We start from the raw sequence: 25783 nt of genomic DNA on the forward strand, positions 1-25783 counted from the left end.
GTCCATGCCGTCCGTGGGGGTCCAGTTCCGTGCCTGTCTCCGCCCGTCTCCTCGCCACCCTCCCCGCACTGCTGAGCCCTGCGTCGGCGGACGCCCCGCACTGCTGAGCCCTGCGTCGGCGGACGCCCCGCACGTGCTGTGCGGGCCCGGCCACCGGCTTCTGGTGCAGCGCGGCGACACCGAGGTAGCCGTCCGCGACCTGGACCAAAACGGGCCGGAGGTCCGCTTCCCCGCGCCGTGGCCACGTGGATTCGGCTCGGTGACGGTCTCTCCGGCGGGGGACGTGGCCGTGTTCGCCGGCGTGCACGCGCTGCGGGCAGTGGACCGTGCGGGTGCCGTGCTGTGGGAGGTCCGGCATGGCTGCTGGTCCTCCACCGTGTGCGCAGAGCCCCACACCTCCTTCGTCGAATACGCCGACGACCGCAACCACCGCTACGCCGACCACGGTTCGGCTGCTTTCTCCCCCGACGGCAAGCTCCTCTGGGCGCACGTCCGCAGCGACTCGGGGGAAGACCTGGAGGAGTGGCTGGTCCTGGACCCCGCCGACGGCACGGTCCTGGGCCGGGTCGGGACGGGGACGGTAGGGTCTTCGTTCCCCACCCCCCACCCAGACCCCGCGTACATGGGCCTGACCGTCGGCGAGGGTGACGAGGACTCACCCGCCTTGTGGGGGCGCTGGGACGGCCGGACGCTCTCCGTACGGCGACTCGACGAGCAGGTGCTCCTCGCCGTGAGCCCGTCCGGCCGCCACCTCCTGGCCACGGATCCGGGGCAGTGGTGCCTCTACCTCCTCCAGAAGGAGGACGGCGAGGAGCTGCGGCGACTCGCCGCCGCGGACGCGGTACCGCCGCCCTCGGGCGACGACCACGCGCGCTGGGACTACGAGGCGGCCTTCCCTCACGACGACGCCGCTGTCGTGGGCACCGGGTACGACATGGGCGACCCCCGCCACTGGCTCGTCGACCCAGCCACCATGACGCTGCGCGGCCGGATCGCCTACCCCTTCCCCGTCCACGGGAGCGCTCGTGGGGCGGGCCACGGCACCTGGTACACGGTCTCCCAGGACCAGACGCTCCTCTACCTGTGGCGGCTCGACGGGCGTTGAACCCGCACACCCGGACATGTCGTGGTGCGCACGGTATGACGACACGCCGACATGGTCACTCCAACGTCCAGGAACCCGACCCCGCGGTCGAGTGGAGACCACCAGATGAGCAGTTCAGCCATACTTGGCGTGATCTGCTTGGTGGTGATGGCCGCAAACTCGCGCGCAACGTCGCGGGTGAGGCAACTTCAGCGGACCGCGACGGCGCAAGCGGGGGGCCGGCTGCATCCCCGGCTCACCCGCCGGGCGGCATGGGGCGATCACGAAGGACCGCTGCCGATCATCGAGGGCACACCGTGATCCGCCTGTCGGTCGAGAAACTGCCCAGCGGCGGCGTGAATGAGCCTGTCTGGCTGTGGTGGTCGGGCACCGGCGCCGATCCTCAGGACGCGTCGACCGCTGTTGGCAGGCGTTCCTTCGCCGGTTCGACGTGGAGCGCACCTTTCGACTCTCAAGCAGACTCTCGGGTACTCATCCTGGGTCGTCACAGGGAAAGCTCAGCCATTTCCCGCCGATGATCGAGCAGCCGGAGCCGACCATCTGGCGCCTCGAGCTGGTGGCATCCCGCCCGCCTGGTCCCTCGGCCGCCGGGCGGACCCCGAGGCGGAAGTGTGCAGCAGATGTCCTTGCCGGCCAGGGATGACGTCGGGGGTGTGGTCATACGGCAGCGAGTGGAGCCTGCCGCCGGGGGACGGTGTTCCTGCTTGGCGTCTACCGGCGGGCGGTGGCCGGCCGGAAGGCGGTCCTCCTCATGACGGGCTCTCTCCGCCCCCGTCGCCCATGGAGAATGTCTGACCCGATGCTCCACCGGCGTGGTCGGCCGGGCCGACGGGCGTCTGCCAGTGACTGTTACTGCCATGGTCGCGCTCGCGCCGCACGTCGATGGCCCACTGGATCACGCCATAGAGCACAATAACCGCCGCGAAACCGCTGATTGCGACCCACAATTCCACTGGTGCCACCTCGTCTCAGCCCTCAGGGGCCTGCGGACAACCGCAGGCTCATTGCTTGGTTCGAAGTCAGCGTCCCCCGCATGCCACCGTGTGACGGCGCATTTGAGGAAGCTCAGAGGTGCTCTCCAAGGAGTCCGTGTGCGGACCGACCAGTCCGGTCAGCTCGTCCGGGGAGCGAACGAGCGCCGGCGGAACAGGCTCTTGACCTCAAGTTCGGATGAGGTACGACACTCGGGGTATGGAGATCACAAACAGTGGCACCATTCTTTTCCGCAACACCATGCGCATCACCGACGGCCGGCTCGACGGCTTTCGGCACGCCATCGCGCGCGCGGTGGCATTTGCTCAAGAGAACGGCCCCCAGCTCATGGTGGAGGTCTTCGTCGATGAGGAGCGGATGCTGGCGTACAGCTTCCAGCTCTACCGGGACTCCGATTCCATCCGCACCCACTGGCGGCTGTCTGACCCGTACATCCGGGAGGTTATGGAGCACTGCACCGTGCAGCACTTCGAGGTATTCGGCCATCCGGACGCGGACATCGTGGCGGCTCTCAAGACTCCCGACGGCGGCTCGTTCCCCTTCTCCGTCTCGCCCCGCCTCGCCGGCTTCAACCGCTTTGAGAAACCTGGAGAATCCTGACGGGGTGAAACGGCCCTCGGTGGGGGTCGCGAGTTGATGTCCGTTTCTGGGGACGGGTGAGGCCGCGGTTGTGTGAGTTTCAGCTGCCGGTCGGGCTCGAAGGTCTCTACGCCCTTGAGTGGTTCGGTGAGCTGGATCGCGTGCGCGCCCGCGCGGGCTTGATGTGCTTGCGGGTGAGCTCCTGGGCATGCAGGAGCCGGGCTCCACGGGGCCGGAGGGGGCATGGCTGTGGGGTCATAGGCCGGCCGCTCCGTCGATGCGTTCGCGGAGCAGGTCGGCGTGGCCGTTGTGGCGGGCGTACTCCTCGATCATGTGGATGAGTACCCAGCGCAGCGACACCGTGCCGCGCCAGGGGTCCTCTCCTTCGACGTCCAGGTCGGGGGCCTCGGTGACGAACCGTTCGGCGAAGGCCACCTCGGTCCGCCATGTCTCCCACGCCGCGGCGACCGTCCCGGGATCGTCCGTGGCGCCGTCGAAGTCTCCGTCGGGGTCCGCGGGCGAGGAGAAGAGGGCCGGTGCGTCGTGGGCGGCAAGGACCCGCCGGAACCAGCGGCGTTCGACGTCGGCGAGGTGCCGGACCAGGCCGAGGAGCGAGAGCGTGGAGGGCTCCACGGACCGCAGGGACACCTCCGGTCCCAGGCCGGAGCACTTCAACTGCAGCGTGGCGCGCTGGGCGCCGAGGACATCGACGAGCATCAGTCGTTCGTCGCCGGTCGTCGGGCCGGTGAACCGGCGATCGTTGTCGGCGCCGCCGAACAGTTCTGCTCTTCTGGTGGGATCGCTCATGTCCGCCCGTCTCCGTTCGCGCTGCTCGTGCTGTGCGGCCGTGGCTGCCACGGTCGTTTCGTTGGGGAGGGGTGAACGCCCGTCAGGGTTTCACCGCGTGGAGCACCCGCATCCCCGTGGAGTCTGCGGCGTCGTGGCGGGCCTCCAGTCCCGCCGTCCGGCACTGTGCGACCAGCCAGGAGGACGCGAGCCGCAGCTTGGGGTAGCTGTGGCGCTCGGCGAGGAGCCGGTCGTAGTGGTGGGCGCTGGTGTCCCCTGCGGCGCGGGTCATGGTGTGCTCCTTCGGGTTCGTGTGCCGAGACGCCGGCCCTCATGCCGTCGCGGGTCTTCTCCGGGCGGTGGAACGGCGCTTCCAGTAGGCGACGGTCAGCACGGCCAGCAGTGGCCCCCACAGGGTCAGCGGCGCGTAGCAGATATAGAACCAGGCGGATTCCCAGCCGCCGGCCCGGCTGGGGAAGTCGGCCGGCTGGTCGCCGCCTCGGATGGTGGTGCCCCTGATTTCGGAGACGGTGAACAGGAGGGTGAACAGGAGGGTGAGGATCACGGCCCCGGTGGCAGCGGGGAGGGCCGCTGCTGTCCGCGGGACCCGGCGGCCGCGCAGGACCGGGATCCAGCGCGGGAACACCTCGCCCCAGCGGGCGATCAGGCCGATCGCGGTGAACGCGAAGGCTTCGGACAGGATCGACAGGGAGACGACGTACGCCCGTTCGCCGGGTCCGGGACCGCCGTCGAACGCGGCCGGGAGTCGCCAGATGCTGGAGGGAAGGACGGCCAACGGAACGGCGTAGGCGAGGAGTTGGATGCGCCGTGACACTCCGGCTACGGGCTCGTGGGCGGTCCGCCATGTGGCGTGGAATCGTCCGAGGGGCGGTGGCGGTTTGTCGGCGTGCAGGAGTCGTGGCATGTGCGGTCCTCGCTTGGGTGGCCTGCTGTTCGGCCCGTTGGGTCATGAAGATCCCAGTCAGGTGGGCCTGTGAGGATCGTGCTGGGGGCTGAACGCGCTCCGCTTGACGGCCGGCGCAGTGGTGCGACCGGAGGATGACCGTGCAGCGGAACGCGGTTGGTGTGCCGTCCGGTGGATCGCGGGGTCCGCCGCAGCCGGTGTCGGTGCCGCGTGCCACGATCTGCCCATGACTGACAGCCCGTCACGCGACAATCACGACACTTACGACGACGCCGTCCACACGGTGGCCGAGCTGCTGGAGGCGGACTTCGGTGACTGGGAGCTGGCCACGGTCAGGGAGCTGGTGGCGTCCCGTCCGGGGTGGGAGCAGGGGAAGGTGTACGACGGCCAGGTGGTGGTCACTCCTGGCCGGCCCGGCACGCAGCTGGTGCTCGAGGCGGGCAAGCTCGGTTTCGACTCCACGCGGTACACCTACGGGCAGGTGCATCTGCTGGATCACTCCTACCGGCCGTCGCCGGGGGGTGCGGCCGCCTCTCGCATCGCCGCTCTCGCGGAGGCGCTTGCGGGGGTCGGCGAGCCGGTGCGGTACGAGGACTGCGGTGGTGCCCCCGGGCTGCGCTGGCGCGGGGAGCGCCACACCGTGATCTTCCAGAGCAGCCGGCGGGCCAGCCGGCTTGCGGTGCACCCCCTCTCGCCGCTGCATGGTGCCGCGGCGGAGATCGCCGAGGCGTTGCACGACGGTGGCAGGCCCGGTGAGCGGGAGCGGGTGCTGTCCTACGGGCCCGGCGCGACGCTCGCCCGGCGCAGGGCGGCGTTCGGTGAGGTCTACGACGCTGTTGTCGGCCGTATCGGTCTTCCCACGCTGCACGGTGGTTCGGCCGAGGGGCCGGGAGTGCGGTGGCGGAACGAGCGGCGGTTGCTGCTTCTCACCGGGGACCGCGCGGGTGTGGTGCTGGAGGTGCACGACACCGGGGAGTCGGAGGAGGAGGAGCACCGCACGTTCAAGTGGGGCGGGCCGTGGAGCGCGGACGAGCCGTCGGACTTCCGGCACCTGCCGTATCTGTGGCAGCTGGACCGCGGCGGTCCGGGGTGGGGGCCCGACGTGTTTCCGGGTGGCCGGCTGGCACCGAGCCTGGACCACCTGCAGGATGCGCTCACGGTGTTGCTGGGTTCGTTCGTGGAGCACCTGCCGCCGCAGGTCGGTCTGAACTGGACGGGTTTTGTGATCACCCACAACGGCCGTGACAGCGTGCGGCTCGGGTTCGATCCCGAGGAGGGTCTGCGGGCCTACCGTGCGGACCGTGCCGAGGAGGACTCCGCCGAGAAGGCGGCGGCGATGCGGGAGATCGGCTGGCAGCACCGCGAACGTTGGCAGTGGAGTGCCCGATTCCCTGAGGCGGCCGAGGAGTCCGCCGAACGGGCCGCGCGCCTGGTGGTCGCCCAGTTGCGCGCGGACGGGGTGCGGAACCCGGGTGAGGAGTGCGGGCTGCGCGATGTGAGCTGCAACGACATGGGGACGCTCGATCTTTACGGGGCGGGCGTCGGGCGCTGAGCCACGCCGTTCATCTGTGGTGGGGAGCTGGGCGTGGTGGGGGTGAGGGCGCTGTGTCCCGGCGGGGAGCCGTGCCGCTCGGGACGGCACGGCTCCCCGGACCGGGGCGCAGCCCGCCCGGTCCTGTCGGCGGACGCAGCTGCTCCTCCCTGTCTACGGCCCCGGGTGCGGTTCGCGCGACCGGAGCCCCGGTGAGTCGCCGACGGGGCTCCCTCGTACGGATGCTTCTGCTCCGGCCGGCGAACCGGACGGCCTGACGCAGCCGTCGGGACCGGCATGCAGATCGATGAGCAGAACATCGCCGAGCCGGGTCTCGTGGTCCTGGACATCACTGCCGCCGACGAGGACACCGTCCGCGCCGTGTTGGACGGTCTCCAGCAGCAGTGGGTCACCTCCGGTGTCACGCCGGTATGGCGCACGCCGGGTGAGGCGGGAGTCAGAGCGCGCGTGTACGCGGACGTACGCCGCCGTCCCGATCCGCCGGCCTAGCCTCGTCCGGCGAGCCGAGGGCAGCCCGGCCTGATCGCCGGCCGGGTGCCCTCTTGGCGTGGTGGCATTTCGCAGGCGCTCCGTCGTCCGGTTCGGTTATTCGACGTCGACCCAGTCGAGGCTGCGTTCCACGGCCTTCTTCCAGCCCGCGTAGCCCTTTTCCCGTTCCTCGTCGCTCCATTGGGGCTCCCACCGCTTGGACTCGTGCCAGTGGGAGCGGAGTTCGTCGGTGTTCTGCCAGAAGCCGGTGGCGAGTCCGGCCGCGTAGGCGGCGCCGAGGGCGGTGGTCTCGGCCACGACGGGGCGGCTGACCGGTACGCCGAGGACATCGGCCTGGATCTGCATGCACAGGTCGTTGGCGGTGACGCCGCCGTCGACCCGCAGGACGTCGAGGGCGACGCCGGAGTCCTGTGCCATCGCTTCGGCGACGTCGCGGCTCTGGTAGCAGATGGCTTCGAGGGTCGCTCGGGCCAGGTGTGCGTTGGTGTGGAAGCGGGCGAGGCCGACGATGGCGCCGCGGGCGTCGGAGCGCCAGTACGGGGCGAACAGGCCGGAGAAGGCGGGGACGAAGTAGATGCCGCCGTTGTCCTGTGCCTGTCGGGCCAGTGCCTCCACCTCGGAGGAGGAGCTGATGATGTGCATCTGGTCGCGGAGCCACTGGACGGCGGAGCCGGTGACGGCGATGGATCCTTCCAGCGCGTACACGGCCGGTTCGTCGCCGAACTGGTAGGCCAGTGTGGTCAGCAGGCCGCTGCGGGACCGGACGATCTCCGTGCCCGTGTTGAGGACCAGGAAGTTTCCGGTGCCGTAGGTGTTCTTGGCTTCGCCGGGGCGGAAGCAGACCTGGCCGACGGTGGCCGCCTGCTGGTCCCCGAGGACGCCGGTGATGGGTACGGCGGTGCGCAGCGGGCGGGTGGTGCGGGTGGTCCCGAACGCCTCGGGGTGCGAGGAGGGGTTGATGGCCGGGAGCATGGCGCGTGGGATGCCGAAGATGTCGAGGAGTTCGTCGTCCCAGTCGAGGGTCTCGAGGTTCATCAGCATGGTCCGGCTGGCGTTGGTGACGTCCGTGGCGTGGATGCCGCCGTTGGGGCCGCCGGTGAGGTTCCACAGGACCCAGGCGTCGGTGTTGCCGAAGACGGCCCGGCCGTTCTCTGCGGCCTGGCGGACGCCGTCGACGTTCTCCAGGATCCATTTGATCTTGCCGCCGGAGAAGTAGGTCGCCGGCGGCAGGCCTGTCTTGCGCCGGATGAGTTCTCCGTGTTCCCGCTCGAGGGCGGCGGCTATGGAGTCGGTGCGGGTGTCCTGCCAGACGATGGCGTTGTAGTGGGGCTGGCCGGTGTGGGGGTCCCAGATGACGGTGGTCTCACGCTGGTTGGTGATTCCGATGGCCGCCAGATCGGCTGCGGACAGGGCGCCTTGCCGGACGGCGTTCTGCATCGTGGAGTTGGTGCGTTCCCAGATTTCCACGGGGTCGTGTTCGACCCAGCCGGAGCGCGGGAAGATCTGTTCGTGTTCGAGCTGGTGGCGTGCGACCTCGTTGCCGTCGTGGTCGAAGATCATGAAGCGGGTGCTGGTGGTGCCTTGGTCCACCGCACCGACGAACTCGGGCATGGCTGGCCTCTCACTCGTCCGGTCACTCGTCCGGTCACTTGTCCGGCGCGGGCACCCGGCCGGGTTCCTGTTCGGCGACGGGCAGGAAGCGGCTGATCAGCAGGCGGTAGAGCAGCGCTCCGACCAGGCCGCCGATCAGGGGGCCGGCGATGGGCACCCAGAAGTAGAGGTCGCCGTACTGATCTCGCCAGGCGCCTCCGTAGCCCGTCAGGAATGCCGCCAGGCGGGGTCCGAGGTCACGGGCGGGGTTGATCGCGTAGCCGGCGTTGGTTCCCCAGGCCATGCCGATGGCGACGACGATCAGGCCGATGATGAAGGGGGCGAGATTCGCGCCCGGCGGTGTGTTGAGCAGGTCGGTGACGGCGAAGACGAGCAGTACCAGCAGGGCGGTGCCGATGATCTGGTCACGGAAGGCGCCGAACTGGCTGATCGGGAGTCCGCCGTTGCCCGGCAGGGTGGAGAAGACGATCTCCGTCTTGTCGGTGTGGCCGGGGTCGGCCTTGGCCAGCACCTCGCTGTAGTTCCAGCGCACCAGCAGGGCGGCCACGAAGGCGCCCGCGGTCTGGGCCAGGGCGTACGGCAGGACCTTGCGCCACGGGAAGCCTTTGAAGGCCGCCAGGGCGAGGGTCACCGCGGGGTTGATGTGGGCGCCGCTGATCCTTGCCGCCACGTAGACGCCCAGGACGACGCCCAGGCCCCAGGCCCAGGCGATGCTGTCGTGGTCGCCCAGTGCGCCGTCGGTCAGCGCACCGCCTGCGACGACCTGTGCGACGACACCGCATCCGATGAGGATGAGGATCATGGTGCCGGCGAACTCGGCAGAGAGTTCACCGATGAGACGTGACTTGGACGTCGGTTCCGGCATGTTCTGCGCCTCCCGCCCAGATGGTCGGGCCGATTACGGCCGCGTCCCGGCCATGCTCTCCCGCAGGGGCGCGGTCGGCATCTCGGGTGGGCTCTCCGGGGAGCCTGCGGCGGGGAGGCGGGCGGCGGGTCAGCCTTCGACGGCGGTGTCCTCGCCGCGGTTCTCGGCGAATTCCCACCAGGCGAGGGGGAGCCAGTCCCCGTCGACGAAACCGTCGACGGCCGACCCGCGGCCGTTGATCGACACGGCGGTTCCCGGCGGGTAGGTGGTGCCGGACAGTCCGGACACGGGGACGAGCAGGGTTCCGAGGCGTCGTATCACTGTTCGGGTTCTCTTTCTGCGGGTCTCTGCGGTCCTCTATGGGTTTCCGCGCGGGTTTCTTGGTGTTTCCGCTGGTCTTCCGGGGGTTTCGTCCCCGGCTTGCGCAATCCGCGCATACACGCATACGCAATGACAGTAGCCAATTTGTCCCATGCGGAACAACGGGCGGACCATGAGATGGAGCACGAATGCACGAAGGCACGAAGGCACGAAGGCACGAAGGCACGCAAAGCAGCAGTGCCGAGCGGAGGTGCGTGAGCATGAAGGCCGTCGTCTACAAGGGGCCGTTCGAAGTAGCGGTCGAGCAAGTGGAGAAGCCCGGGATCCAACACCCGAACGACGTGATCGTCCGCGTGACGTCGACAGCGATCTGCGGTTCCGACCTGCACATGTACGAGGGCCGCACCGCCGCCGAGCCGGGCATCGTCTTCGGCCACGAGAACCTCGGGATCATCGAGGAGACCGGGGACGGCGTGTCGTCCCTCAAGCCGGGTGACCGGGTGGTCATGCCCTTCAACGTCGCCTGCGGATTCTGCAAGAACTGCACGGCCGGCTTCACGGGCTTCTGCGTGACCGTGAACCCCGGATTCGCCGGCGGTGCGTACGGCTACGTCGCGATGGGGCCGTACAGCGGAGGCCAGGCCGAGTACGTGCGGGTGCCGTATGCCGACTTCAACTGCCTGAAGCTCCCGGAGGGCGACGCCCACGAGAGCGACTTCGTCCTGCTCGCCGACATCTTCCCCACCGGTTACCACGGCAACGAGCTGGCCGACGTCCGTCCGGGCGAGAGCGTGGCGGTGTACGGCGGCGGGCCCGTCGGGCTGATGGCCGCCTACTCCGCGATGCTGCGCGGCGCCAAGAAGGTGTTCGTCGTCGACCGGGTGACCGAGCGGCTGCAGAAGGCCGAAGAGATCGGCGCGATCCCGGTCAACTTCACCGAGGGCAGTCCGGTGGAGCAGATCAAGGACCAGACCGCGGGAGAAGGCACCGACAAGGGCATCGACGCGGTGGGCTACCAGGCCCAGTCCCAGGCACGCGGCGAGGAGCGCGAGGAGCCGGCGACCGTCCTGAACTCGCTCGTCGAGACGGTCCGGCCGACCGGAGCGCTCGGCATCCCTGGCCTGTACGTGCCGGCCGACCCCGGCGGGCCGGACGAGCAGGCCAAGAAGGGCATGCTGCTCGTGGCGATCGGCAGGCTCTTCGAGAAGGGACTGCGCCTGGGCACCGGCCAGTGCAACGTCAAGCGCTACAACCGGCAGCTGCGCGACATGATCATCGAGGGCCGGGCGCGGCCCGGCTTCGTCGTGTCGCACGAGCTGTCGCTCGACGAGGCACCGTCGGCGTACGAGAAGTTCGACAAGCGCGTCGAGGGCTACACCAAGGTCGTCCTGCACCCGAACCGGTGACCTGATCCGGGACGGCCGACCGGCCGGGGCGCGGCGGGGCCGCCCCCGGCCGGGGCCGTGCGGCCGGTGGTGGTCTCCCGTGGGTGGCGCAGCGGCTTGCTGAGCGGCCGATGGGCTGGGTGGTGACAGCTGGTGAGCGGTTCGGTGCGTTGCGTGGCCCGGTGAGGTCGTGGAGGCGGGCGCCTGTCCGGCCGTGTTGTCCTCGCCGCGGAAGGTGACGGCTTCCCTGCCGATGCCGAGAGCCTCGAGCAGCACGTCCAGCGCCGCTGGTGGTCCGGCAGGAGAGGTGAGGAGCGTGGTCCGCGGGCGTCGGGCGGGCGGGTGCCAGGGCCCCGGTGCTTGGCAGCGGGGCCCGTGGCGGGGCCGGGGTCAGTCGAGGGGAGTGAGTGTGCTGGTGCGTGCCAGGTTCGCGTACCAGCGTGAGCTTGCCTTGGGGATGCGCTTGCCCGTGGGGTAGTCGACGTAGATCGTGCCGAAGCGCTTGCTGTAGCCGTAGCCCCACTCGAAGTTGTCGAGGAGGGACCAGAGGAAGTAGCCGCGTACGTCCACGCCCGCCTCGATCGCCTGGTGGACCGCGGTGAGGTGGCCGTGGAGGTAGGCGATCCGGTCCGGGTCGCGGACCTCGCCGCTCGGGTCGACGTAGTCGTCGAAGGCCGCGCCGTTCTCGGTGATCACCAGGGGTGTGCCGGGCAGGTCGGCGCTCAGGCGCAGCAGGAGGTCGTGCATGCCGGTCGGGTCGACGGCCCAGCCCATGGCGGTGGTGTTGCCGGGCGGGAGGTGGAAGGCCACGTTGTCGGCGCCCGGCCAGGGGCTGTGGTCGCTTCTGCCGTGGCCGTCGGAGCCGTGGTGTGTGCCGTCGGCGGCGGCGGAGACCAGTGTGGGTGTGTAGTAGTTGACGCCCAGGAAGTCGAGCCGCTGCTTGATGTCGGCGGTGTCGCCGTCGCGTACGAAGGACCAGTCCGTGAGGTGGGCCGTGTCGCGCAGCAGGTCGGCGGGGTAGGCGCCCTCGAACATCGGTCCGGTGAAGACGCGGTTGGCGAGGGCGTCGATGCGGCGCGCGGCGTCCACGTCGGGCTCCGCCGTGGTGAGCGGGCGGACGTGGTGGATGTTGAGGGTGACGGACACCTGCGCGGCGGCGGGCAGGTTGGCGCGCAGTGCCTGGACCGCCTTGCCGTGCGCGAGGTTGAGGTGGTGGGCGGCGCGCAGGGCGGCGACCGGCTCGGTGCGGCCGGGTGCGTGCACACCGGAGCCGTAGCCGAGGAAGGCGCTGCACCAGGGCTCGTTGAGCGTGGTCCAGGTGTGCACCCGGTCGCCCAGGGCGTCGGCGGCGAGTGCGGCGTACTGGGCGAACCGGTCGGCGGTGGCCCGCTCGGGCCAGCCGCCGGCGTCCTCGAGTTCCTGCGGCAGGTCCCAGTGGTAGAGGGTGGCGACGGGCTGGATGCCCTTGTCGAGCAGTTCGTCGGTGAGGCGGCGGTAGAAGTCCAGTCCCTTCTGTACCGCCGGGCCGCGGCCGGTGGGCTGTACGCGCGGCCAGGCGATGGAGAACCGGTAGGCGCCGACGCCGAGGTCGGCCATGATGGCGACGTCCTCGCGCCAGCGGTGGTAGTGGTCGGTGGCGATGTCGCCGGTGTCGCCGTTGCGGACCTTGCCCGGGGTGCGGGCGTAGGTGTCCCAGATGGAAGGGGTGCGGCCGTCCAGCGCGGCTGCTCCCTCGATCTGGTACGCGGCGGTCGCCGTGCCCCACAGGAAGCCCTGCGGGAAGGTGCGGGTGGCGGGCGCCTGGGCGGCGGGGGCGACGTGCCGGGTTGCGGTGGTCACGGGGGTCCTTCCGGTGAGCGGGAGAGGAAGTGAGGAGGGGTGAGGAGAAGGGAGAGGGCTCGTCGGCGCTCGAAGGCGCTCGAGGGTGTTCAACGCCTTGACGGGGCTCAGCCCTTGACGGCGCCCTGCATGATGCCGCCGACGATCTGCCGGCCGAAGACGACGAACATCGCCAGGAGCGGCAGTGTGCCCAGGAGGGCGCCGGCCATGATCAGTGACTGGTCGCGGATGTATCCGGCGCTGAGCTGGGTGAGCGCGACGGGGACCGTCGGGTTGCTCATGTCCAGGGCGATGAACGGCCAGAAGAAGTCGTTCCAGGCGTGCACGAATGTGATCATGAACAGGACCGACATCGCGGGCCTGGCGATCGGCAGAACGATGCTCCAGAAGATGCGGAGCGAGTGGGCGCCGTCCACCCGGCCCGCCTCGACGAGTTCGTCGGGCAGGGCCTCGGCGAGGTACTGGCGCATGAAGAACACGCCGACGGCGCTGACCAGGGTGGGGAAGATGACGGCGGGCAGTTTCTGCCCCCAGCCCAGGTCGCTCATCATCATGAACAGCGGTACGACGCTGAGTTGGGGCGGCACCATCATCGTGCCGATGACCAGCATCAGCAGGACGTTGCGTGCCTTGAACCGCAGCTTGGCGAAGGCGAACCCGGCCAGGGTGGCGAAGAGCACCGTGGCCAGGGCGATGCAGCCGGCGACGATCAGGCTGTTGATCATCGCCTTGCCCATGGCGGCCTCGTCCCAGGCCCGGGCCAGGTTCTCGAACAGGTTCGGCCCGGGCAGCAGCGGCGGCGGTGTCTGGGTGACGCGCGTGTTGTCGGTCGAGGCCGCCACCATCGTCCAGTACAGCGGGAAGAGCGAGGTGAGGGCCGCGATCGCGAGGAGCACGTAGGCGAGCGGGCCCGCGTGGTGCTGACGGCCGGCCCGTATGCGCAGCGTCGGGCGGCGGCGTGTCCGGCCGGTCGATTTCTGCACGTCACCGGGCCTGGGCTCGGCCCGGGCCGGGAGGCTGTCGGTGGTCATGATGCGGTGCTCCTGGTCGGTGCGGACCTGCGGGACGCGGCGCGCCTGACGACGCGCTGGATGACGAACACGAGGACCAGCAGGAGGAACATCACCCACGCGACGGTCGCGGCCCGGCCCATCTGGTAGTTCTTCCAGCCCTCCTCGTAGAGCAGCAGTCCGAGGGTCTGGTACTGGTTGTCGGCGCCGCCGGTGATGCCGTTGGGGCCCTGTCCGAAGATCAGGGGCTCGCCGAACAGCTGGGTCGCGCCGATCGTCGACAGCACGATGGTGAAGACGATGGTGGAGCGGATGCCGGGGACGGTGACGGTGAGGAACTGCTGCCAGCGTGAGGCGCCGTCGATGGCGGCCGCTTCGTAGCGCTCGCGCGGGACGGCCTGCATGGCGGCGAGGTAGAGCAGTGCGTTGTAGCCGGTCCACCGCCAGATCACGATCGTCGAGATGGCGATCTGGGCGGCCCACTTGTTGTTCTCGAAGTCGACGTTGTCGAAGCCGAACAGGCCCAGCATCCAGTTGATCATGCCGAAGTCGCGTTCGAAGAGCATGGTGAACACGAGCGCGGCCGCGCCGACGGAGGTGGCGTACGGGGTGAGGGCGGCGACCCGGAAGAAGGTCGAGCCGCGCATACGGTAGTTGAGCAGGTGGGCGAGACCGAGGGCCATCAGCAGCTGCGGCACGGTGGAGATCACGCCGAGGGTGATGGTGTTGCCGACGGCGTTCCAGAAGCGTTCGTCCTCCCACAGCGCGACGTAGTTGTCGAACGCCACCCACTCCATGACGTTCATGGTGGCGAGCTCGACGCGGTGCAGGGAGATCCACGAGGTGTAGACCAGCGGGTAGAAGCTGAAGGCGGCGAAGACGATGAAGAACGGGGCGACGAAGGCGTAGGGCGCGCCGCGCACGTCCAGCCGGTGGAGCAGGGCGCGCCGGCGCGGGGGCGCGCTGTCTTCGGGTGCGCCGGGCGCCGGGTGCTTGCCGGCGGGTCCGCCGGCCGGCGCGACGGGGGTGGAAGCGGCCACGGGGACAGCCTTCCTGTGAGGCCTGGAGGTGGAGGGCCGGGGTCTGTCGTTCGGATCAGGCCGGATCAGCGAGCGGGGTCCGGTGCCGTGCATCGCAAGGCGGAGCAGGGAGTCCCGCGGAGCGTCGGCGACTGCCGGCAACGCAGCGAGGTGCGGTGCCGGGGCACGCGGGCCCGGCAAGATCCGAACGAGGGGCCCCAGGGTCCCGGTGACCGCGTGCCCGACCGGGCGGCGCGGTCACCGGGGTGGAGGGGGGCGGACTCAGCCGGTGGCCTTCTCGATCCGCTCGTCCGTGGTCTTCCAGGCCTCTTCCGGGCTCTTGTTCTGGGACTCGATCAGCGTCAGGCCCTGCGAGAAGATGTCCTTGATCGTGCCGTCCTTGCGTCCGAGGACCTGCTCGTCGGGGATCTCCTGGGCCGCGGCGCCGAAGATCTCGCCGATGGGCGCGTTGCCGAAGTACTCCTGCTTCGCCCCGGTCACGGCCGGCGACGTCAGCGCCTTCTGCGAGGAGGGGAAGTTGCCGAGCTTCTGGAAGACGAACTCCTGCTGCTCGGGCGCGGTCAGCCAGGCGACCAGCTTCTTGGCCTCTTCCTTGACGGGGCTCTGCTCCATCACGCCGAGGAAGGAGCCGCCCCAGTTGGCGCCCTTCGGGGCCTTGGCGACGTCCCACTTGCCCTTGTTCTTCGGTCCGGCCTTCTCCGTGATGTGGCCGAGCATCCACGCCGGGCAGACGGTGGTGGCGAAGGTGCTGTTGGCCAGGCCCGGGTCCCATCCGGGCTGGAACTGGCGCAGTTTGGCGGTCAGTCCCGAGGTCGCGGCCTGCGAGGCGAGGTCCCACGCTCCGGTGACGGTGGGGCTGTCGCGGTAGATCAGCTTTCCGTCCTTGTCGTAGAACTGCTCGGAGTTGCCGTAGATCATCGCGTTGAACAGGCCGCTGGCGCTGTCCATGAAGGCGACGCCGTCGCCCTTGAAGCCGGCCTTGAAGTCCTTGCCCGCCTGGACGTACTTCGACCAGTCGCCCGCCCACAGCTTGGCGACCTCGTTGCGGTCCGTGGGCAGTCCGGCCTGCTCGAACAGGTCCTTGCGGTAGCAGACGGCCATCGGGCCGATGTCGGTGCCGAGCCCGATGAGCTTCTTGTCCGGGGTGGTGACCTGGCTGAGCTTCCAGGGCAGGTAGTGGTCGATGCCGGGTACGCCGGCGAGGTCGACGAACTTGTCCGCCTGGGTGTCGACGAGCTCCTTGGCCCGCCCGATCTCTATGCCCTGGATGTCCTTCAGGCCGCTGCCGGCCGCCAGGTGGGTCTGCAGGGCCGTGTAGTAGGTCTGCTCGTCACCGGCCACCTCGGCCTTGATCGTGACGTTCGGGTTCTCCTTCATGTAGCGGTCCAGCAGACCGGTCTCCTTGTACCCCATGACGCCGAAGAGGCCCATGGTGATGGTGACCTTGCCGTCCTTGACGCCGCCGCCGGTGCCGGAGTCACCGCCGCCGCCGCTGCAGCCGACGATCAGGCCGAGAGCGGCAACTGCGGAGACAGCGCCCGTAATTCTTGTACGCAACAGCTTCTGATTCCTGCTCATGGTGTCCTCCCCAGCGACGGTGCCGACGCACCGGAATGCGGACCTGGTGGCCCGCCGAGCGGCCCGATTCACTGGTGGGCACGTTCCCAACGTACGATGGGAACGTGCCCACCAAGGTGCACGAAGACTGGCGGCCCTGCTGCATGCCTGTCAAGAACTTGAAACCAGTTCGTCTCGCGACGTACACCTGCGGGCGGTCCGGACGGGCCGCCGGGGACAGCGACGACTTCTGGCACAATGCGCTGCCTGGCGGCGCATCACGCCGATCGACGAGGGAGGAGCCATGGGGGGCAGCCGGCGGCCGACCATCAAGACCGTGGCCGCGCGGGCCGGTGTCGGCCGGACGACGGTTTCGCGGGTCATCAACGGTTCGCCGCTCGTCAGCGACGAGGCGAGGGACGCGGTCCTGGCGGCGATCTCGGAGCTGGGGTACGTGCCCAACTCCGTCGCCCGGGGCCTGGTCACCAGCCGGACCGACTCGATCGCCCTGGTGATCCCGGAGTCGGAGAGCCGGCTGGGCTCCGAGCCCTACTTCTCCGCGGTCATCCGAGGCGTCAGCACCGGCCTGGCCGACACCCGCACCCAGCTCCAGCTGGTTCTCGTACGGGACAAGGGCGAGCAGGACCAGCTCACCGACTCGGTCGCCGCGCGCCGGGTGGACGGCGTCCTGCTGGTCTCGGTGCACGAGCGGGACCCGCTGCCGGGTCTCCTCGAGGACATGGGGCTGCCGACGGTGCTCGCCGGGCGCCGCTCCCCCGCCGAGTCACTGAGCCACGCCCACTCCGACAACGTCGGCGGGGCGGCCGCCGCGGTGCGGCACCTGGTGGAACGGGGCCGGGAAACCATCACCACGATCACCGGCCCGCTCGACATGGACGTCGGCCGGAGCCGTCTGCGCGGCTGGCGCGAGGCCCTGGACGCGGCGGGCCGGGACTCCGGTGAACACCTGGTCGCCGCGGCCGACTTCACCGAGGAGGGCGGCAGGCAGGCGATGCGTTCGCTTCTTGAACGGGTCCCTGGTCTCGATGCCGTCTTCGCGGCGTCCGACGTGATGGCGGTCGGCGCGATGACCGAGCTGCGCGCGCAGGGCCGGCGCATTCCGCAGGACGTGGCGGTGATCGGCTTCGACGACTCCTTCATCGCCCGGCACACCGACCCTCCGCTGACGACGGTGCGGCAGCCGGTGGAGGAGATCGGGCGGACCATCGCCAGGATCCTGCTGGCCGAGATCGTCGATCCCGACGCCCCTCGGCAGCATGTCGTCCTGCCCACGGAGCTTGTCGTCCGCGACTCCACGTGAGTCCGGGCCCGGCCAGGGGGTGGGCCTTGGCCGGGCGGGGTGGGCGCGGTTCGCCGTGGCACGCTCCGTCGGGCGCGGCCGGGGCGGCGCGGCCTGGGTGGGCGCGGTTCGCCGGGCGCGGCCGGGGCGGGCACGTCGAGGGCGGTGGAGGCGGCACGTCGCGGTGGCGGGGCGCACGTCGCGGGTGGTCTTCGCGTGAGCGATGAGTCGGTGCGGCGGATCGGGTCTGTCCTGTATGACTCGGATCATCGCTGACATCTCGGTCTCACTCGACGGATTCGTCACCGGCCCCGACCCCGGCCCGGACAATGGTTTGGGCACCGGCGGCGAGGCCCTGCACACCTGGGCGTTCTCCGACGACCCCGACGACCGGCGGGTCCTGCGCGAGGCGACCGTCCGCTCGGGCGCCGTCGTCCTCGGCCGCCGGCTCTTCGACGTGGTCGACGGGCCGAACGGCTGGGACGACACGACCGGCTACGGCGCCGGCGAGGTCGGCAAGCCCGCGTTCGTCGTCGTGACGAGCTCGCCGCCGGAGTCGGTGCGGCTCACCGGCCTCGACTGGACGTTCGTCACCACCGGTCTGCCCGACGCCGTCGCCGCCGCGCGCGAGCGGGCCGAGGCGGCGTCGTCGGACAGCGGCAAGGACCTCGACGTCGTCCTCATGGGCGGCGGCGCCACGGTCGCCTCGGCGCTCGACGCCGGGCTGGTCGACGAGCTGACGCTGCACCTCGCGCCCGTCGTACTGGGCGCAGGGACGCCGCTGTTCACGGGCGTGGCGCGGCGGGCGCTGGTGCAGCGCAGCGTGACGTCGACATCGACCGCGACGCATCTGACCTACGACGTGCTGTGAGGACGTCGTTCGCGTGAACTTGCCGTCCGGTTGCGGGTGTCCACCGCGAGCCTGCAGGTGGCCACCGGCCGCCGGATGCGGACGAATTGGTCTTGCCGCTGATCTTGTGGTGTCAGGTCCGGTACGGGTGTACGGCGACGTGGTCTGCTTCGACGCTGATCTCCACCCAGGATCCGTCCATGTCGCTGGGGAGCGGTGATGCCGTGTCAAAGAGCACGGGCCAGTTGCCCAGCTGAAGCCAGGGGCCGGCCTCGGCGGGGCGGAGGGTGAGGCCCATGTCGGACCGGGTGCACGGGTTGCTGCGCTGCCCGTCACGGGCTCGGCAGCCGCTGGCCGGCCGCGAGTCGGTCCAGTACGGCCAGTTGCTGAGTGATGCGTTCGGTGGACCAGGACCGAAGCCATGCGGAGTGTTCCGGGCCGTATGCGCGCGGGATGCTTTCGACGCGCATGATCAGTGCGAGATAGATCCGGTAGAGCGCGAGCCGGCTGCGGGCGGCGGGGGTGGTGGTCGGCAGGTCGGAGGTGACGGAGCGGTAGCCGGCCATCAGGTCGGGGTCGTCCTCGGCTGCGCCGAGCGGGTCGAGGCCGACGAGTTCTGCCAGCGGGTCACCGAAGAAGGCGCGCTCCCCGTCGATGAGGCCGCCGAACCGCCATCCGCCGTCCCCGTCCCGGGTGAGGATCACGTTGCCCTCCCAGGCGTCGAAGTGGACGAGCGCGGGACGGCTCACCTCGTCGAGTGCGTCTGCGAAGCGGTCAGGGAGGGCGGCGAGCGTGTCGGTGGCGGCGGGCAGCGGTGAGCCGAAGCGGGACGCGTCCTTCAGGACGGCGTGCATCATGCCGGTGAAGGCCTCCAGCCAGGTGTCTCCCTGCAGTCCGGGTACGGGTTGGGGGTAGCCGAACCGGGGGCCGGTGGCGGTGGCGGTGCGGGCGAGGGCCGAACCCAGTCGGTGGCGGAGTGCGGGCCGTCCGTCGGCGGGCAGATCCTCCCCCACCTCGCTCCACGTGCTGTCCGCGAGGAAGTCGAGCAGGAGCCATTCGCCGGGGTCGTCGGGACCGGCGGGTTCGTAGTGGAGGACCGTGGGGACGCTTACGCCCTTGGTGGCGGCGAGACGATGGAAGATCGTCTCGGTGCCCAGCAGCTGCCGTTCATGGGTGAGCGCGGGGGCTTCCGCCGAGGGTGCGGACTTGAGCACGAGGCGTCGGCCGTCCGCGAGTTCGAACAGGTGGACGCAGTTGTAGAGGCCGCCGGTCAGTGCCCGTCCGCCGGCCACGTCGACCGGGCCGAGCGCGCGACGGAGCCTGTGCACGGCGCGTTCGTAGGTGGTGCCGGAGGGCTTGGCGGGGGCGTTCACCGCGCACCGCCGACTGGTACGTGCCCGGCCGGGCGGGCATGGGCGGCGGCGCTGCGCGCCCGTAGGGGCCCGGGTATCGGGGGCCGTCGGGCCCGGGGCGACCGGAGTGTCGCGGACCGACTTTGTGCGCGTTGTGCGGTACAGGCACCGTTGTGCCGCACGTGACCCTCCGTCCATCGAGTCGCTTCAACCGGCCACTGCAGGAAGCGGTTGACAGTTTTTCAGGGCCGACGGGGCGGCACCAGGGCTTTCCTCCGTGTCGAAGCGCTTCGTGGGCAGGTGCGGCGATCCCGCGCGTCGCCGTCGTGGTGGCCTGCTCCCGGCCCGTGTGCGGGAGCGTCGCCGGCGCCTGCGATCCCGCGCCGGCACCCCAGTGCGCTCTGTTCCTCGGTTCCGCGTCGTGGGCACCTTTGTGTCCTCGCGTGGGCGTGTCTGCGTCGCATGGGCGCGCGAGGCGAAGACGATCTCACCATGGCACCCGCAGGATGCGCGGGAGTCGTTTTTCGTATGGAACAAGGAGATCGCCATGGCCACCGGCACCGTGAAGTGGTTCAACCCGGAGAAGGGCTTCGGCTTCATCGAGCAGGACGGCGGCGGGCCGGACGTGTTCGTCCATTACTCGGCCATCGCCAGTACCGGATTCCGTGAGCTGTTCGAGGGGCAGAAGGTGCAGTTCGACGTGACACAGGGGCCCAAGGGGCCCCAGGCGGAGAACGTCACACCCGCCTGACCACCCTTCCGCCGCCGCTCCTGGCCGTCAGCGGTCCGCCCGCGCCCAGTCGGTGAAGAGCGGGTACCGGGTCGGCCGGCTGCCGGGGCCGGAGTGTGCCGGCGTGCCTCCGCCTGCCGCTGTGTCGTGATGACCTCGGTGACCGATGCGGTGCTCCACTTCCCCGGCTCCACGGGGGCCGGTTGCCGGCTCGTCCGCGCGGGCCGGGGCGCCGGCCACCGGGGTCTGCGCCCGGTGGGTGAGAGCAGTTCGCGGCGCGAGTGGAATCACCGGCCCGGCGGGGCGGGGACGCCGTAGGTTCCCAGGCATGGTGCATGTACTCGGCAGCAGGGTTTTGCTGCGTCCGACGGATCCGGACCGTTCCCGCGCCTTCTACGGCGGGGCGTTGGGGCTCGCCGTCAGTCGCGAGTTCGGGACGGGGCCGGAGCGGGGCACGGTCTATTTCCTGGGCGGCGGGTTCCTGGAGGTCTCGGGGCGCTCCGAGAACCCGCCGGCGCCGGGCCTTGGGCTGTGGCTGCAGGTCGAGGACGTGCAGGCGGCGTTCGAGGAGCTGCGGGCAGCCGGGGTGGAGGTGCTGCGTGCTCCCGTGATGGAGCCCTGGGGGCTGATCGAGATGTGGATCGCGGACCCGGACGGGGTGCGTATCGCTGTCGTGGAGGTACCCGAGAACCATCCCTTGCGTTACCGCCCCTGAAGGTCCCGGGCCGGGGTGGTGTCAGGGTCGGCGGGCCGGGGAGGCGTTCCGCGTGCCGGTGGTTCAGGTGGTGCGGTGCACGGCGACGGTGGCGGAGCGCGGGCGGCCGTTCCTGCTGTGGTCCGGCCAGTTGCTGACGGCGCGGGGGTTGTCCGGGCCGGGGGCGCCCCAGCGTGCCGTGCGCTCCCCCGGGTGCTGGATGTTGACGAACAGTGTCTGTCCGTCCGGGGTGCTGGTGACGCCGGTGACCTCGGCGCCGCGTGGGGCGGTGAGGAAACGGCGGACCTCCTTGGTGGTGGGGTCGGCGGCCAGCAGGGCGTTGTTCCCGGCCGTCCGGTGGATGTCGTCGGGGCCGTTCAGCGTGTGGCCGGAGACGCCGGTGGAGATCCAGAGTGTGCCGTCCGCGCCGAACCACAGGCCTTTGGGGGCGGCGAACGCGCCGTCGGCCCTCAGGGCGGGGTCGTCGGGGGTGAGGAACTCCTCCCAGTGGAAGGAGAGCGGCGTCGCGCCGTCCCCGTCCCTGTCCGGTGTTGCTTCGCTCTCGCGCCAGCGGATGACGCGGCCGTAGGGGTCGGCGCTCCGCGCGCACGGCGTGTGCGTGGTGCCGTTCGCGGCTTCGCCGGCGCACGGGGAGCTTCCGGTGCTGTTGGCGAGTGCCAGGTAGACCCGGCCGTCGAGCGGGCTGACGGCGACCCGTTCGGGCCGGGCGAGGGGGGTGGCGCCCAGGGCGTCCGCGGCCGTCCGGGCTCGTACCAGGACGTCGGCCTGGTCGTGCCAGCCGTTGGCGCGGGTCAGTGGGCCGTGGCCGTGGGTGAGGGGCAGCCACCGGCCGGTGCCGTCGGGTGAGATCCTCGCCGCGTAGAGGGTGCCGTGGTCGAGCGGGCTCCTGCCGAGGTCGCGCAGCCGGCGCCAGTTGTCCGAGCTGACGAACTTGTAGAGGTGTCCGCCGTCCTCGGCGTCGGTGCTGTGGAGCACCAGGCGTCCGGCGGTCTCGGTCACGGTGGCGCTGCCGTGGGCGAAGCGTCCGAGGGCGGTCCGTTTGACGGGCAGGGCGGAGGGGTCGTGGGGGTCCAGTTCCACGATCCAGCCGAATTCCTCCGGTCTCGCTTCGGGGGCGGCCAGGTCGAACCGCGCATCGAAGTGGTGCCAGGGGTGGCCGAAGCCGTTGGCGGACAGGCCGTAGCGCACGTGCTGTTCGTCGCGTCGCCAGTGGGGGTCGTCGGTGCCGAATGCGGCGTTGACGTTCTCTTCGGCCGCCAGGTAGGTGCCCCAGGGGGTGATGCCGTGGCCGCTGCAGGCCAGCACGCCGCGCGGTCTGCCGTCGACGGCCACCGGGCCGGAGAACCGCACGGGTGTGTCGCCGGTGACACGCCGGTTGCGGGCCGAGTCCACCGCCTGCCAGGTCCCGGCGGACCGGCGCACCTCGAGCACGGTGAGGCCCTGGGCGGCGATCGCCTTGTCGGCTCCGCCGCCCAGCAGGTCGGGGTCGGTGGCCTCGTGGCCGATCACCAGCAGTCCGTGCCGGTTGCCTGCCGCTCCGTCGGCCAGGGGGAAGAACTGCACGCCGTGGTGGTGGCTGCCGACCTGCTGGGCCTGCTCGGCAGCCGTGTCGCCGGCGTCGGTCCGCCACCGTGGTCCGGACGCGCGGATCGGGCGGCCCCAGGGTGCGAGGACGGTCGCGGTGCAGCCCGTGGGGACGGTGACCGTGTCCGACTCGCTCGCGGCCACGGCGGTGAAGGGCGCCAGGGGCCGGCGTGCCGTGGCGGACCGGCCGGCCGATGGCGCGGCAGCTGCTTGCGGGGCGCCGAGGACGAGCAGTCCGGCGGCGGCGAGGGCTCCGCCGGCGACGATGTTCCGTCTGGAGGGGCCCGTTGCGTCGGGGCGGGCGGTGTCCGCGTCGGCGTGGCGGTCGTCCCTCATCAGAATCTCCCCTGGTTGAGTGCGGTTTGCAGGGCCTTGGTCGTGCCCGTGCCCCAGTCGCCGTCGACGGTCAGGCCGGCGCCGGTCATGGTGTTGAGGTGGCGTTGCATGGCCTTCACCGTGGCCGGGCCGGTGTCGCCGTCGACGATCAGGCCGGCGTCGGCCCAGGTGTTGAGGTGCTGCTGCAGGGCGCGCTTGGATTCCGGTCCCCATACGCCGTCGGCACTGGCGCCGATCGCGTACTGCAGTGCGGTGACGGTGGCCGGGCCGAAGGTGCCGTCCACCGTCAGTCCGGCGCCGCCCTCGTAGCGGTCGTAGGCGGCTTCGGTGGCGGGGCCCCACAGGCCGTCGGGGTCGACGCCGACCTTGGTCTGCAGCCACTTGACGCCGGCCTCGGTCCTCGGGCCGAAGAGGCCGTCGACGTCCAGCTTCGGCGTGTGGCCGAGGCCGTTGACGGCGTACTGCTGGGCGGTGACCGAGCGGATGGTGGTCAGTCCGCCGTCGGCGTTGGCCGACCCGCCCGTGTGGGCCACGTAGGCGGCTTCGGTGGCGGGGCCCCACAGGCCGTCGGCGCCGACGCCGACCTTGGTCTGCAGCCACTTGACGCCGGACTCGGTCAGGGGGCCGAAGACGCCGTCGACGTCCAACGGGGGTGTGTATCCGAGGCCGTTGACCGCACGCTGCTGCGCGGCGGCGGTGCGGATCGTCGTCAGGCCGCCGTCCGATCCGCCGCCGCCGTTGTACGCGACGTAGGCCGCCTCGGTCAACGGGCCCCACAGGCCGTCGGCGCTGACGCCGACCTTGGTCTGCAGCCACTTGACGCCGGTGTTGGTGAGCGGGCCGAAGAGGCCGTCGACGTCCAACGGGGGTGTGTATCCGAGGCCGTTGACGGCTCGCTGCTGCGAGGCGATAGAGCGTACGTCGGTGAGGCCGCCGGCGGAGCCGTCGCCCGGGGGTTCGCCGTTGTAGACGGGCGAGCCGCCGACGATGGGGTAGGTGGTGCCGGGCATGCCGTTGCGGACCCAGGTCCGCAGGTCGTTGCCGGGGCACTGGGTGGAGCCGATCGCGCTGTGATAGGTCCTGGTGAGTGTCTTCCCGGCGTAGTCGTTGGCCTTGAAGTAGAGGCTGCGTATGGAGTTCTTGGCCGCCTGGGTGGCGTCGCCGTCCCGCCCGATGAAGCACACGCCGAAGTGGCTGGTGTTGTAGTCCTTCGCGTGTGCGCCGACGGTCATCCAGCCGCGTCCCTCGAAGATCCGGCCGGACCGGTCGACCAGGAAGTTGTAGCCGATGTCCCACCAGCCGTTGCCGTCCATGTGGTAGTTCTGGATGGCCCGGGGTGTCTGGGAGGTCGGACCGGCCGAGTAGTGGACGGCGAATCCTGTGCGCTGCGACGGTGTGACGCGGTCCTCGTCGCGGGGCGGGCGGGCTCCCCACTGGCTGCGGGAGATGATCTGCAGGCCGTCCGGTTCCTTGCCGGCCACGGGCATGCCGGGGTCCATTTCGGAGCGGGCGGCCGCGTACGAGGTGAGGTTTCCGGGGCACTCCGTGTCGTAGCCCAGTGAGTGGGGCAGCAGGAGGCCGCCGGCTCTCTTCGAGGCCGATACCTCGGCCCGCAGATGCCAGATCAGGTTCTTGATCGAATCCCGCATGGCCTTGGCGGGGGCGTCCTGCGAGCGGAGAAGGCCGCAGATCGAATAGAAGCCGGTGTTGCGGCCGACACCGTTCACGTAGCCGGGGGCGTTCCCTTCGGCCCTGCGGTATCCCCGGCCTTCGTAGATCTGCCCGTGCGGGCAGACGAGGAAGTTGTAGTGGATGTCGTCGACGTCGAAGAACCCGCTCGCCCAGGCCCGGGCTATTTCGCGCTGGCAGTCGCCCTCCGATTCGGGCCGGAACGTTCCTTCCCCCCGGTGGTGGATGAAGACGCCTCCGGTCCACGGCTCCCACGAGTTCTCGTTCGCAGTGGCTGTCTCCGCGTACTTCTCGACTCCGGCAGCGGTCTTGCCGAGTCGCACCATGAGCAGGGGGATCCGTGGGTCCTCGGCGACGTGCTGGGCCCAGTCCGATCGAGGACGAAGGTGAATCGGCATGGTGCGGGGCTTCCTTCCATGAGGGTGCGTCTTGCCGGGGCGGTGGAGCGGTCGCGGGCGGAGGCCGGGCGCCGGGCGGGTCGGGCGCGCCGTGCCGGGCCGGGTCGGGCCGGTTCGGTTCGGGTCAGGCGCCGGGCCGGTTCGGGTCAGGTCGGGTCGAGCGCCGGGCGCCGGGGCTCGGCAGGGCTCGCAGGTATCGGCTCGGCGGTGCCGGTGGGTCACTCGAAGCAGAAGGCGACCTGGCGCAGGTACGGCCAGGTCCTGGGGCCGACCTTGCCGTCCACGTCCAGGACCGCTCGTCCGCAGCGGCCGTTGACGTAGAGCTGGAACTTCTTCGCGGCGGTCTGCGAGTTGCTTCCGAAGATGCCGTCGACGGTCCCCGGGTCGAACCCCCTCTTCCGGAGCAGGCACTGAGCCTCCTTGCCCGCCGCCGTGACCGATGTCGAAGAAGGAGTGACGCTCTCGCCGCTGTAGTACCCGGCGTAGAGCTTGTCCCCCGTCGTCGTCACGTCGCAGGAGTACGCCTGGATGCCGGCCGTGGCCGCTGCCGGCGGAGCGGCGGCGGCCGGGCCCGCGGGTGCCAGCAGCGCCGTGCCGATGACCGCTGTGACCGCTGCGAGTTTCGTTGGACGCCTCAATGCCCTGCCTCCGTAGTCGAATCGGGTGCGCTGCCGGAGTCTCCGCTGCGACTGGCCGCACCGCTGCCGGCCCGCTCCCCCGCGCGCCGGTTTGCCGGGTCAGCGTCTCTGAGGTGAGCCTGACCATCCAGGCT

Annotated in this window: 25 protein-coding genes and 1 pseudogene; 10 read left to right on the forward strand and 16 right to left on the reverse strand. The window is 70.6% G+C overall.

Annotated elements, in window-relative coordinates:
* Positions 1 to 259: 259 nt before the first annotated feature.
* Positions 260 to 1105, forward strand: a complete 846-nt coding sequence (locus tag SPRI_RS00290; RefSeq protein ID WP_234020481.1) for a TolB-like translocation protein — start codon at positions 260 to 262, stop codon at positions 1103 to 1105.
* 183 nt (positions 1106 to 1288) lie between these two features.
* Positions 1289 to 1579 (forward strand): annotated as a pseudogene (locus tag SPRI_RS39015) (NF041680 family putative transposase); the annotation flags it as partial.
* A 275-nt stretch (positions 1580 to 1854) separates the two neighbouring features.
* On the opposite strand, the gene SPRI_RS38360 reads toward SPRI_RS39015, so the two are convergent.
* Positions 1855 to 2058 carry a hypothetical protein gene (locus SPRI_RS38360; RefSeq protein WP_005322151.1) on the reverse strand — a complete coding sequence of 68 codons (204 nt, stop codon included), beginning with the start codon at positions 2056 to 2058 and terminating at the stop codon, positions 1855 to 1857.
* 238 nt (positions 2059 to 2296) lie between these two features.
* Between SPRI_RS38360 and SPRI_RS00295 the strand changes: the two genes are divergently transcribed.
* Positions 2297 to 2698, forward strand: a complete 402-nt coding sequence (locus tag SPRI_RS00295) for a hypothetical protein (RefSeq protein WP_005322145.1) — start codon at positions 2297 to 2299, stop codon at positions 2696 to 2698.
* A 234-nt stretch (positions 2699 to 2932) separates the two neighbouring features.
* Here SPRI_RS00295 and SPRI_RS00300 read toward each other — a convergent pair whose 3' ends face one another.
* The 3 genes from SPRI_RS00300 to SPRI_RS00310 form a co-directional block, all read right to left on the reverse strand.
* The gene (locus SPRI_RS00300) at positions 2933 to 3484 is read right to left on the reverse strand and encodes a DinB family protein (RefSeq protein WP_005322141.1); all 552 of its coding nucleotides are present in this window, start codon (positions 3482 to 3484) and stop codon (positions 2933 to 2935) included.
* Between the two features lie 82 nt (positions 3485 to 3566).
* A complete protein-coding gene (locus SPRI_RS00305) occupies positions 3567 to 3755 on the reverse strand; it encodes a hypothetical protein (protein ID WP_005322133.1) in 189 nt (62 codons plus the stop codon).
* A gap of 39 nt (positions 3756 to 3794) precedes the next feature.
* Positions 3795 to 4388, reverse strand: coding sequence for a hypothetical protein (locus tag SPRI_RS00310; protein WP_005322132.1), 594 nt, complete (start codon positions 4386 to 4388; stop codon positions 3795 to 3797).
* A gap of 226 nt (positions 4389 to 4614) precedes the next feature.
* Here SPRI_RS00310 and SPRI_RS00315 point away from each other — a divergent pair, with 226 nt between their 5' ends.
* Complete coding sequence (locus tag SPRI_RS00315; RefSeq protein WP_005322130.1) at positions 4615 to 5940, forward strand: hypothetical protein; 1326 nt, start codon at positions 4615 to 4617, stop codon at positions 5938 to 5940.
* Positions 5941 to 6216: 276 nt separating this feature from the next.
* On the forward strand, positions 6217 to 6429 hold the full coding sequence (locus SPRI_RS00320; RefSeq protein WP_005322128.1) for a DUF6207 family protein: 213 nt from the start codon (positions 6217 to 6219) through the stop codon (positions 6427 to 6429).
* A 96-nt stretch (positions 6430 to 6525) separates the two neighbouring features.
* Here the strand turns inward: SPRI_RS00320 and glpK are convergent, their stop codons facing one another.
* The 3 genes from glpK to SPRI_RS00335 form a co-directional block, all read right to left on the reverse strand.
* Positions 6526 to 8040 carry a glycerol kinase GlpK gene (glpK, locus tag SPRI_RS00325; protein WP_005322127.1) on the reverse strand — a complete coding sequence of 505 codons (1515 nt, stop codon included), beginning with the start codon at positions 8038 to 8040 and terminating at the stop codon, positions 6526 to 6528.
* A gap of 34 nt (positions 8041 to 8074) precedes the next feature.
* Complete coding sequence (locus SPRI_RS00330) at positions 8075 to 8905, reverse strand: MIP/aquaporin family protein (RefSeq protein ID WP_005322124.1); 831 nt, start codon at positions 8903 to 8905, stop codon at positions 8075 to 8077.
* 129 nt (positions 8906 to 9034) lie between these two features.
* Positions 9035 to 9226 (reverse strand): hypothetical protein, encoded by a 192-nt coding sequence (locus tag SPRI_RS00335; RefSeq protein ID WP_005322122.1) that lies wholly within the window; start codon positions 9224 to 9226, stop codon positions 9035 to 9037.
* 260 nt (positions 9227 to 9486) lie between these two features.
* On the opposite strand from SPRI_RS00335, the gene SPRI_RS00340 reads away from it, so the two are divergent.
* Entirely contained in the window at positions 9487 to 10632 is a 1146-nt protein-coding gene (locus tag SPRI_RS00340; protein ID WP_005322120.1) for a glutathione-independent formaldehyde dehydrogenase, read from the forward strand.
* A gap of 369 nt (positions 10633 to 11001) precedes the next feature.
* On the opposite strand, the gene SPRI_RS00345 is transcribed toward SPRI_RS00340, so the two are convergent.
* From SPRI_RS00345 to SPRI_RS00360, 4 genes are all read right to left on the reverse strand, one after another.
* Complete coding sequence (locus tag SPRI_RS00345) at positions 11002 to 12450, reverse strand: GH1 family beta-glucosidase (protein ID WP_005322118.1); 1449 nt, start codon at positions 12448 to 12450, stop codon at positions 11002 to 11004.
* A gap of 107 nt (positions 12451 to 12557) precedes the next feature.
* Positions 12558 to 13481, reverse strand: a complete 924-nt coding sequence (locus SPRI_RS00350) for a carbohydrate ABC transporter permease (protein WP_005322116.1) — start codon at positions 13479 to 13481, stop codon at positions 12558 to 12560.
* Entirely contained in the window at positions 13478 to 14500 is a 1023-nt protein-coding gene (locus SPRI_RS00355; RefSeq protein WP_005322114.1) for a carbohydrate ABC transporter permease, read from the reverse strand. The genes SPRI_RS00350 and SPRI_RS00355 overlap by 4 nt, the downstream gene beginning before the upstream one ends.
* 261 nt (positions 14501 to 14761) lie before the next feature.
* On the reverse strand, positions 14762 to 16078 hold the full coding sequence (locus tag SPRI_RS00360) for an ABC transporter substrate-binding protein (RefSeq protein ID WP_005322111.1): 1317 nt from the start codon (positions 16076 to 16078) through the stop codon (positions 14762 to 14764).
* Between the two features lie 283 nt (positions 16079 to 16361).
* On the opposite strand from SPRI_RS00360, the gene SPRI_RS00365 reads away from it, so the two are divergent.
* Complete coding sequence (locus SPRI_RS00365; RefSeq protein ID WP_005322109.1) at positions 16362 to 17378, forward strand: LacI family DNA-binding transcriptional regulator; 1017 nt, start codon at positions 16362 to 16364, stop codon at positions 17376 to 17378.
* Between the two features lie 235 nt (positions 17379 to 17613).
* Positions 17614 to 18228 (forward strand): dihydrofolate reductase family protein, encoded by a 615-nt coding sequence (locus tag SPRI_RS00370; RefSeq protein WP_037775668.1) that lies wholly within the window; start codon positions 17614 to 17616, stop codon positions 18226 to 18228.
* A 112-nt stretch (positions 18229 to 18340) separates the two neighbouring features.
* Here SPRI_RS00370 and SPRI_RS38365 read toward each other — a convergent pair whose 3' ends face one another.
* Positions 18341 to 18505 (reverse strand): hypothetical protein, encoded by a 165-nt coding sequence (locus SPRI_RS38365; protein ID WP_158685257.1) that lies wholly within the window; start codon positions 18503 to 18505, stop codon positions 18341 to 18343.
* A 34-nt stretch (positions 18506 to 18539) separates the two neighbouring features.
* On the reverse strand, positions 18540 to 19580 hold the full coding sequence (locus SPRI_RS00375) for a phosphotransferase family protein (RefSeq protein ID WP_234020480.1): 1041 nt from the start codon (positions 19578 to 19580) through the stop codon (positions 18540 to 18542).
* 526 nt (positions 19581 to 20106) lie between these two features.
* On the opposite strand from SPRI_RS00375, the gene SPRI_RS00380 reads away from it, so the two are divergent.
* Together SPRI_RS00380 and SPRI_RS00385 are read left to right on the forward strand one after the other, a co-directional pair.
* Positions 20107 to 20310 (forward strand): cold-shock protein, encoded by a 204-nt coding sequence (locus SPRI_RS00380; RefSeq protein WP_005322104.1) that lies wholly within the window; start codon positions 20107 to 20109, stop codon positions 20308 to 20310.
* Positions 20311 to 20617: 307 nt separating this feature from the next.
* Positions 20618 to 21004 carry a VOC family protein gene (locus SPRI_RS00385; protein WP_005322101.1) on the forward strand — a complete coding sequence of 129 codons (387 nt, stop codon included), beginning with the start codon at positions 20618 to 20620 and terminating at the stop codon, positions 21002 to 21004.
* Positions 21005 to 21067: 63 nt separating this feature from the next.
* Here SPRI_RS00385 and SPRI_RS00390 read toward each other — a convergent pair whose 3' ends face one another.
* From SPRI_RS00390 to SPRI_RS00400, 3 genes are all read right to left on the reverse strand, one after another.
* Positions 21068 to 22924 carry a PhoX family protein gene (locus SPRI_RS00390; RefSeq protein ID WP_053556605.1) on the reverse strand — a complete coding sequence of 619 codons (1857 nt, stop codon included), beginning with the start codon at positions 22922 to 22924 and terminating at the stop codon, positions 21068 to 21070.
* On the reverse strand, positions 22924 to 25011 hold the full coding sequence (locus tag SPRI_RS00395) for a peptidoglycan-binding protein (protein ID WP_053556606.1): 2088 nt from the start codon (positions 25009 to 25011) through the stop codon (positions 22924 to 22926). The genes SPRI_RS00390 and SPRI_RS00395 overlap by 1 nt, the downstream gene beginning before the upstream one ends.
* A gap of 218 nt (positions 25012 to 25229) precedes the next feature.
* Positions 25230 to 25649: a peptidoglycan-binding domain-containing protein gene (locus tag SPRI_RS00400; protein WP_005322097.1), complete on the reverse strand. Its 420-nt coding sequence runs from the start codon at positions 25647 to 25649 to the stop codon at positions 25230 to 25232.
* Positions 25650 to 25783 lie beyond the last annotated feature (134 nt).

Origin of the sequence: Streptomyces pristinaespiralis (genome assembly GCF_001278075.1) — a bacterium.
GTDB lineage: Bacteria > Actinomycetota > Actinomycetes > Streptomycetales > Streptomycetaceae > Streptomyces > Streptomyces pristinaespiralis.

Coding starts and splice junctions, on each gene's coding strand:
- SPRI_RS00295 (WP_005322145.1), top strand. CDS start 2,297: ATGGAGATCACAAACAGTGGCACCATTCTTTTCCGCAACACCATGCGC.
- SPRI_RS00300 (WP_005322141.1), bottom strand. CDS start 3,484: ATGAGCGATCCCACCAGAAGAGCAGAACTGTTCGGCGGCGCCGACAAC.
- SPRI_RS00305 (WP_005322133.1), bottom strand. CDS start 3,755: ATGACCCGCGCCGCAGGGGACACCAGCGCCCACCACTACGACCGGCTC.
- SPRI_RS00310 (WP_005322132.1), bottom strand. CDS start 4,388: ATGCCACGACTCCTGCACGCCGACAAACCGCCACCGCCCCTCGGACGA.
- SPRI_RS00315 (WP_005322130.1), top strand. CDS start 4,615: ATGACTGACAGCCCGTCACGCGACAATCACGACACTTACGACGACGCC.
- SPRI_RS00320 (WP_005322128.1), top strand. CDS start 6,217: ATGCAGATCGATGAGCAGAACATCGCCGAGCCGGGTCTCGTGGTCCTG.
- glpK (WP_005322127.1), bottom strand. CDS start 8,040: ATGCCCGAGTTCGTCGGTGCGGTGGACCAAGGCACCACCAGCACCCGC.
- SPRI_RS00330 (WP_005322124.1), bottom strand. CDS start 8,905: ATGCCGGAACCGACGTCCAAGTCACGTCTCATCGGTGAACTCTCTGCC.
- SPRI_RS00340 (WP_005322120.1), top strand. CDS start 9,487: ATGAAGGCCGTCGTCTACAAGGGGCCGTTCGAAGTAGCGGTCGAGCAA.
- SPRI_RS00350 (WP_005322116.1), bottom strand. CDS start 13,481: ATGACCACCGACAGCCTCCCGGCCCGGGCCGAGCCCAGGCCCGGTGAC.
- SPRI_RS00360 (WP_005322111.1), bottom strand. CDS start 16,078: ATGAGCAGGAATCAGAAGCTGTTGCGTACAAGAATTACGGGCGCTGTC.
- SPRI_RS00365 (WP_005322109.1), top strand. CDS start 16,362: ATGGGGGGCAGCCGGCGGCCGACCATCAAGACCGTGGCCGCGCGGGCC.
- SPRI_RS00370 (WP_037775668.1), top strand. CDS start 17,614: ATGACTCGGATCATCGCTGACATCTCGGTCTCACTCGACGGATTCGTC.
- SPRI_RS38365 (WP_158685257.1), bottom strand. CDS start 18,505: ATGGGCCTCACCCTCCGCCCCGCCGAGGCCGGCCCCTGGCTTCAGCTG.
- SPRI_RS00380 (WP_005322104.1), top strand. CDS start 20,107: ATGGCCACCGGCACCGTGAAGTGGTTCAACCCGGAGAAGGGCTTCGGC.
- SPRI_RS00385 (WP_005322101.1), top strand. CDS start 20,618: ATGGTGCATGTACTCGGCAGCAGGGTTTTGCTGCGTCCGACGGATCCG.
- SPRI_RS00390 (WP_053556605.1), bottom strand. CDS start 22,924: ATGAGGGACGACCGCCACGCCGACGCGGACACCGCCCGCCCCGACGCA.
- SPRI_RS00395 (WP_053556606.1), bottom strand. CDS start 25,011: ATGCCGATTCACCTTCGTCCTCGATCGGACTGGGCCCAGCACGTCGCC.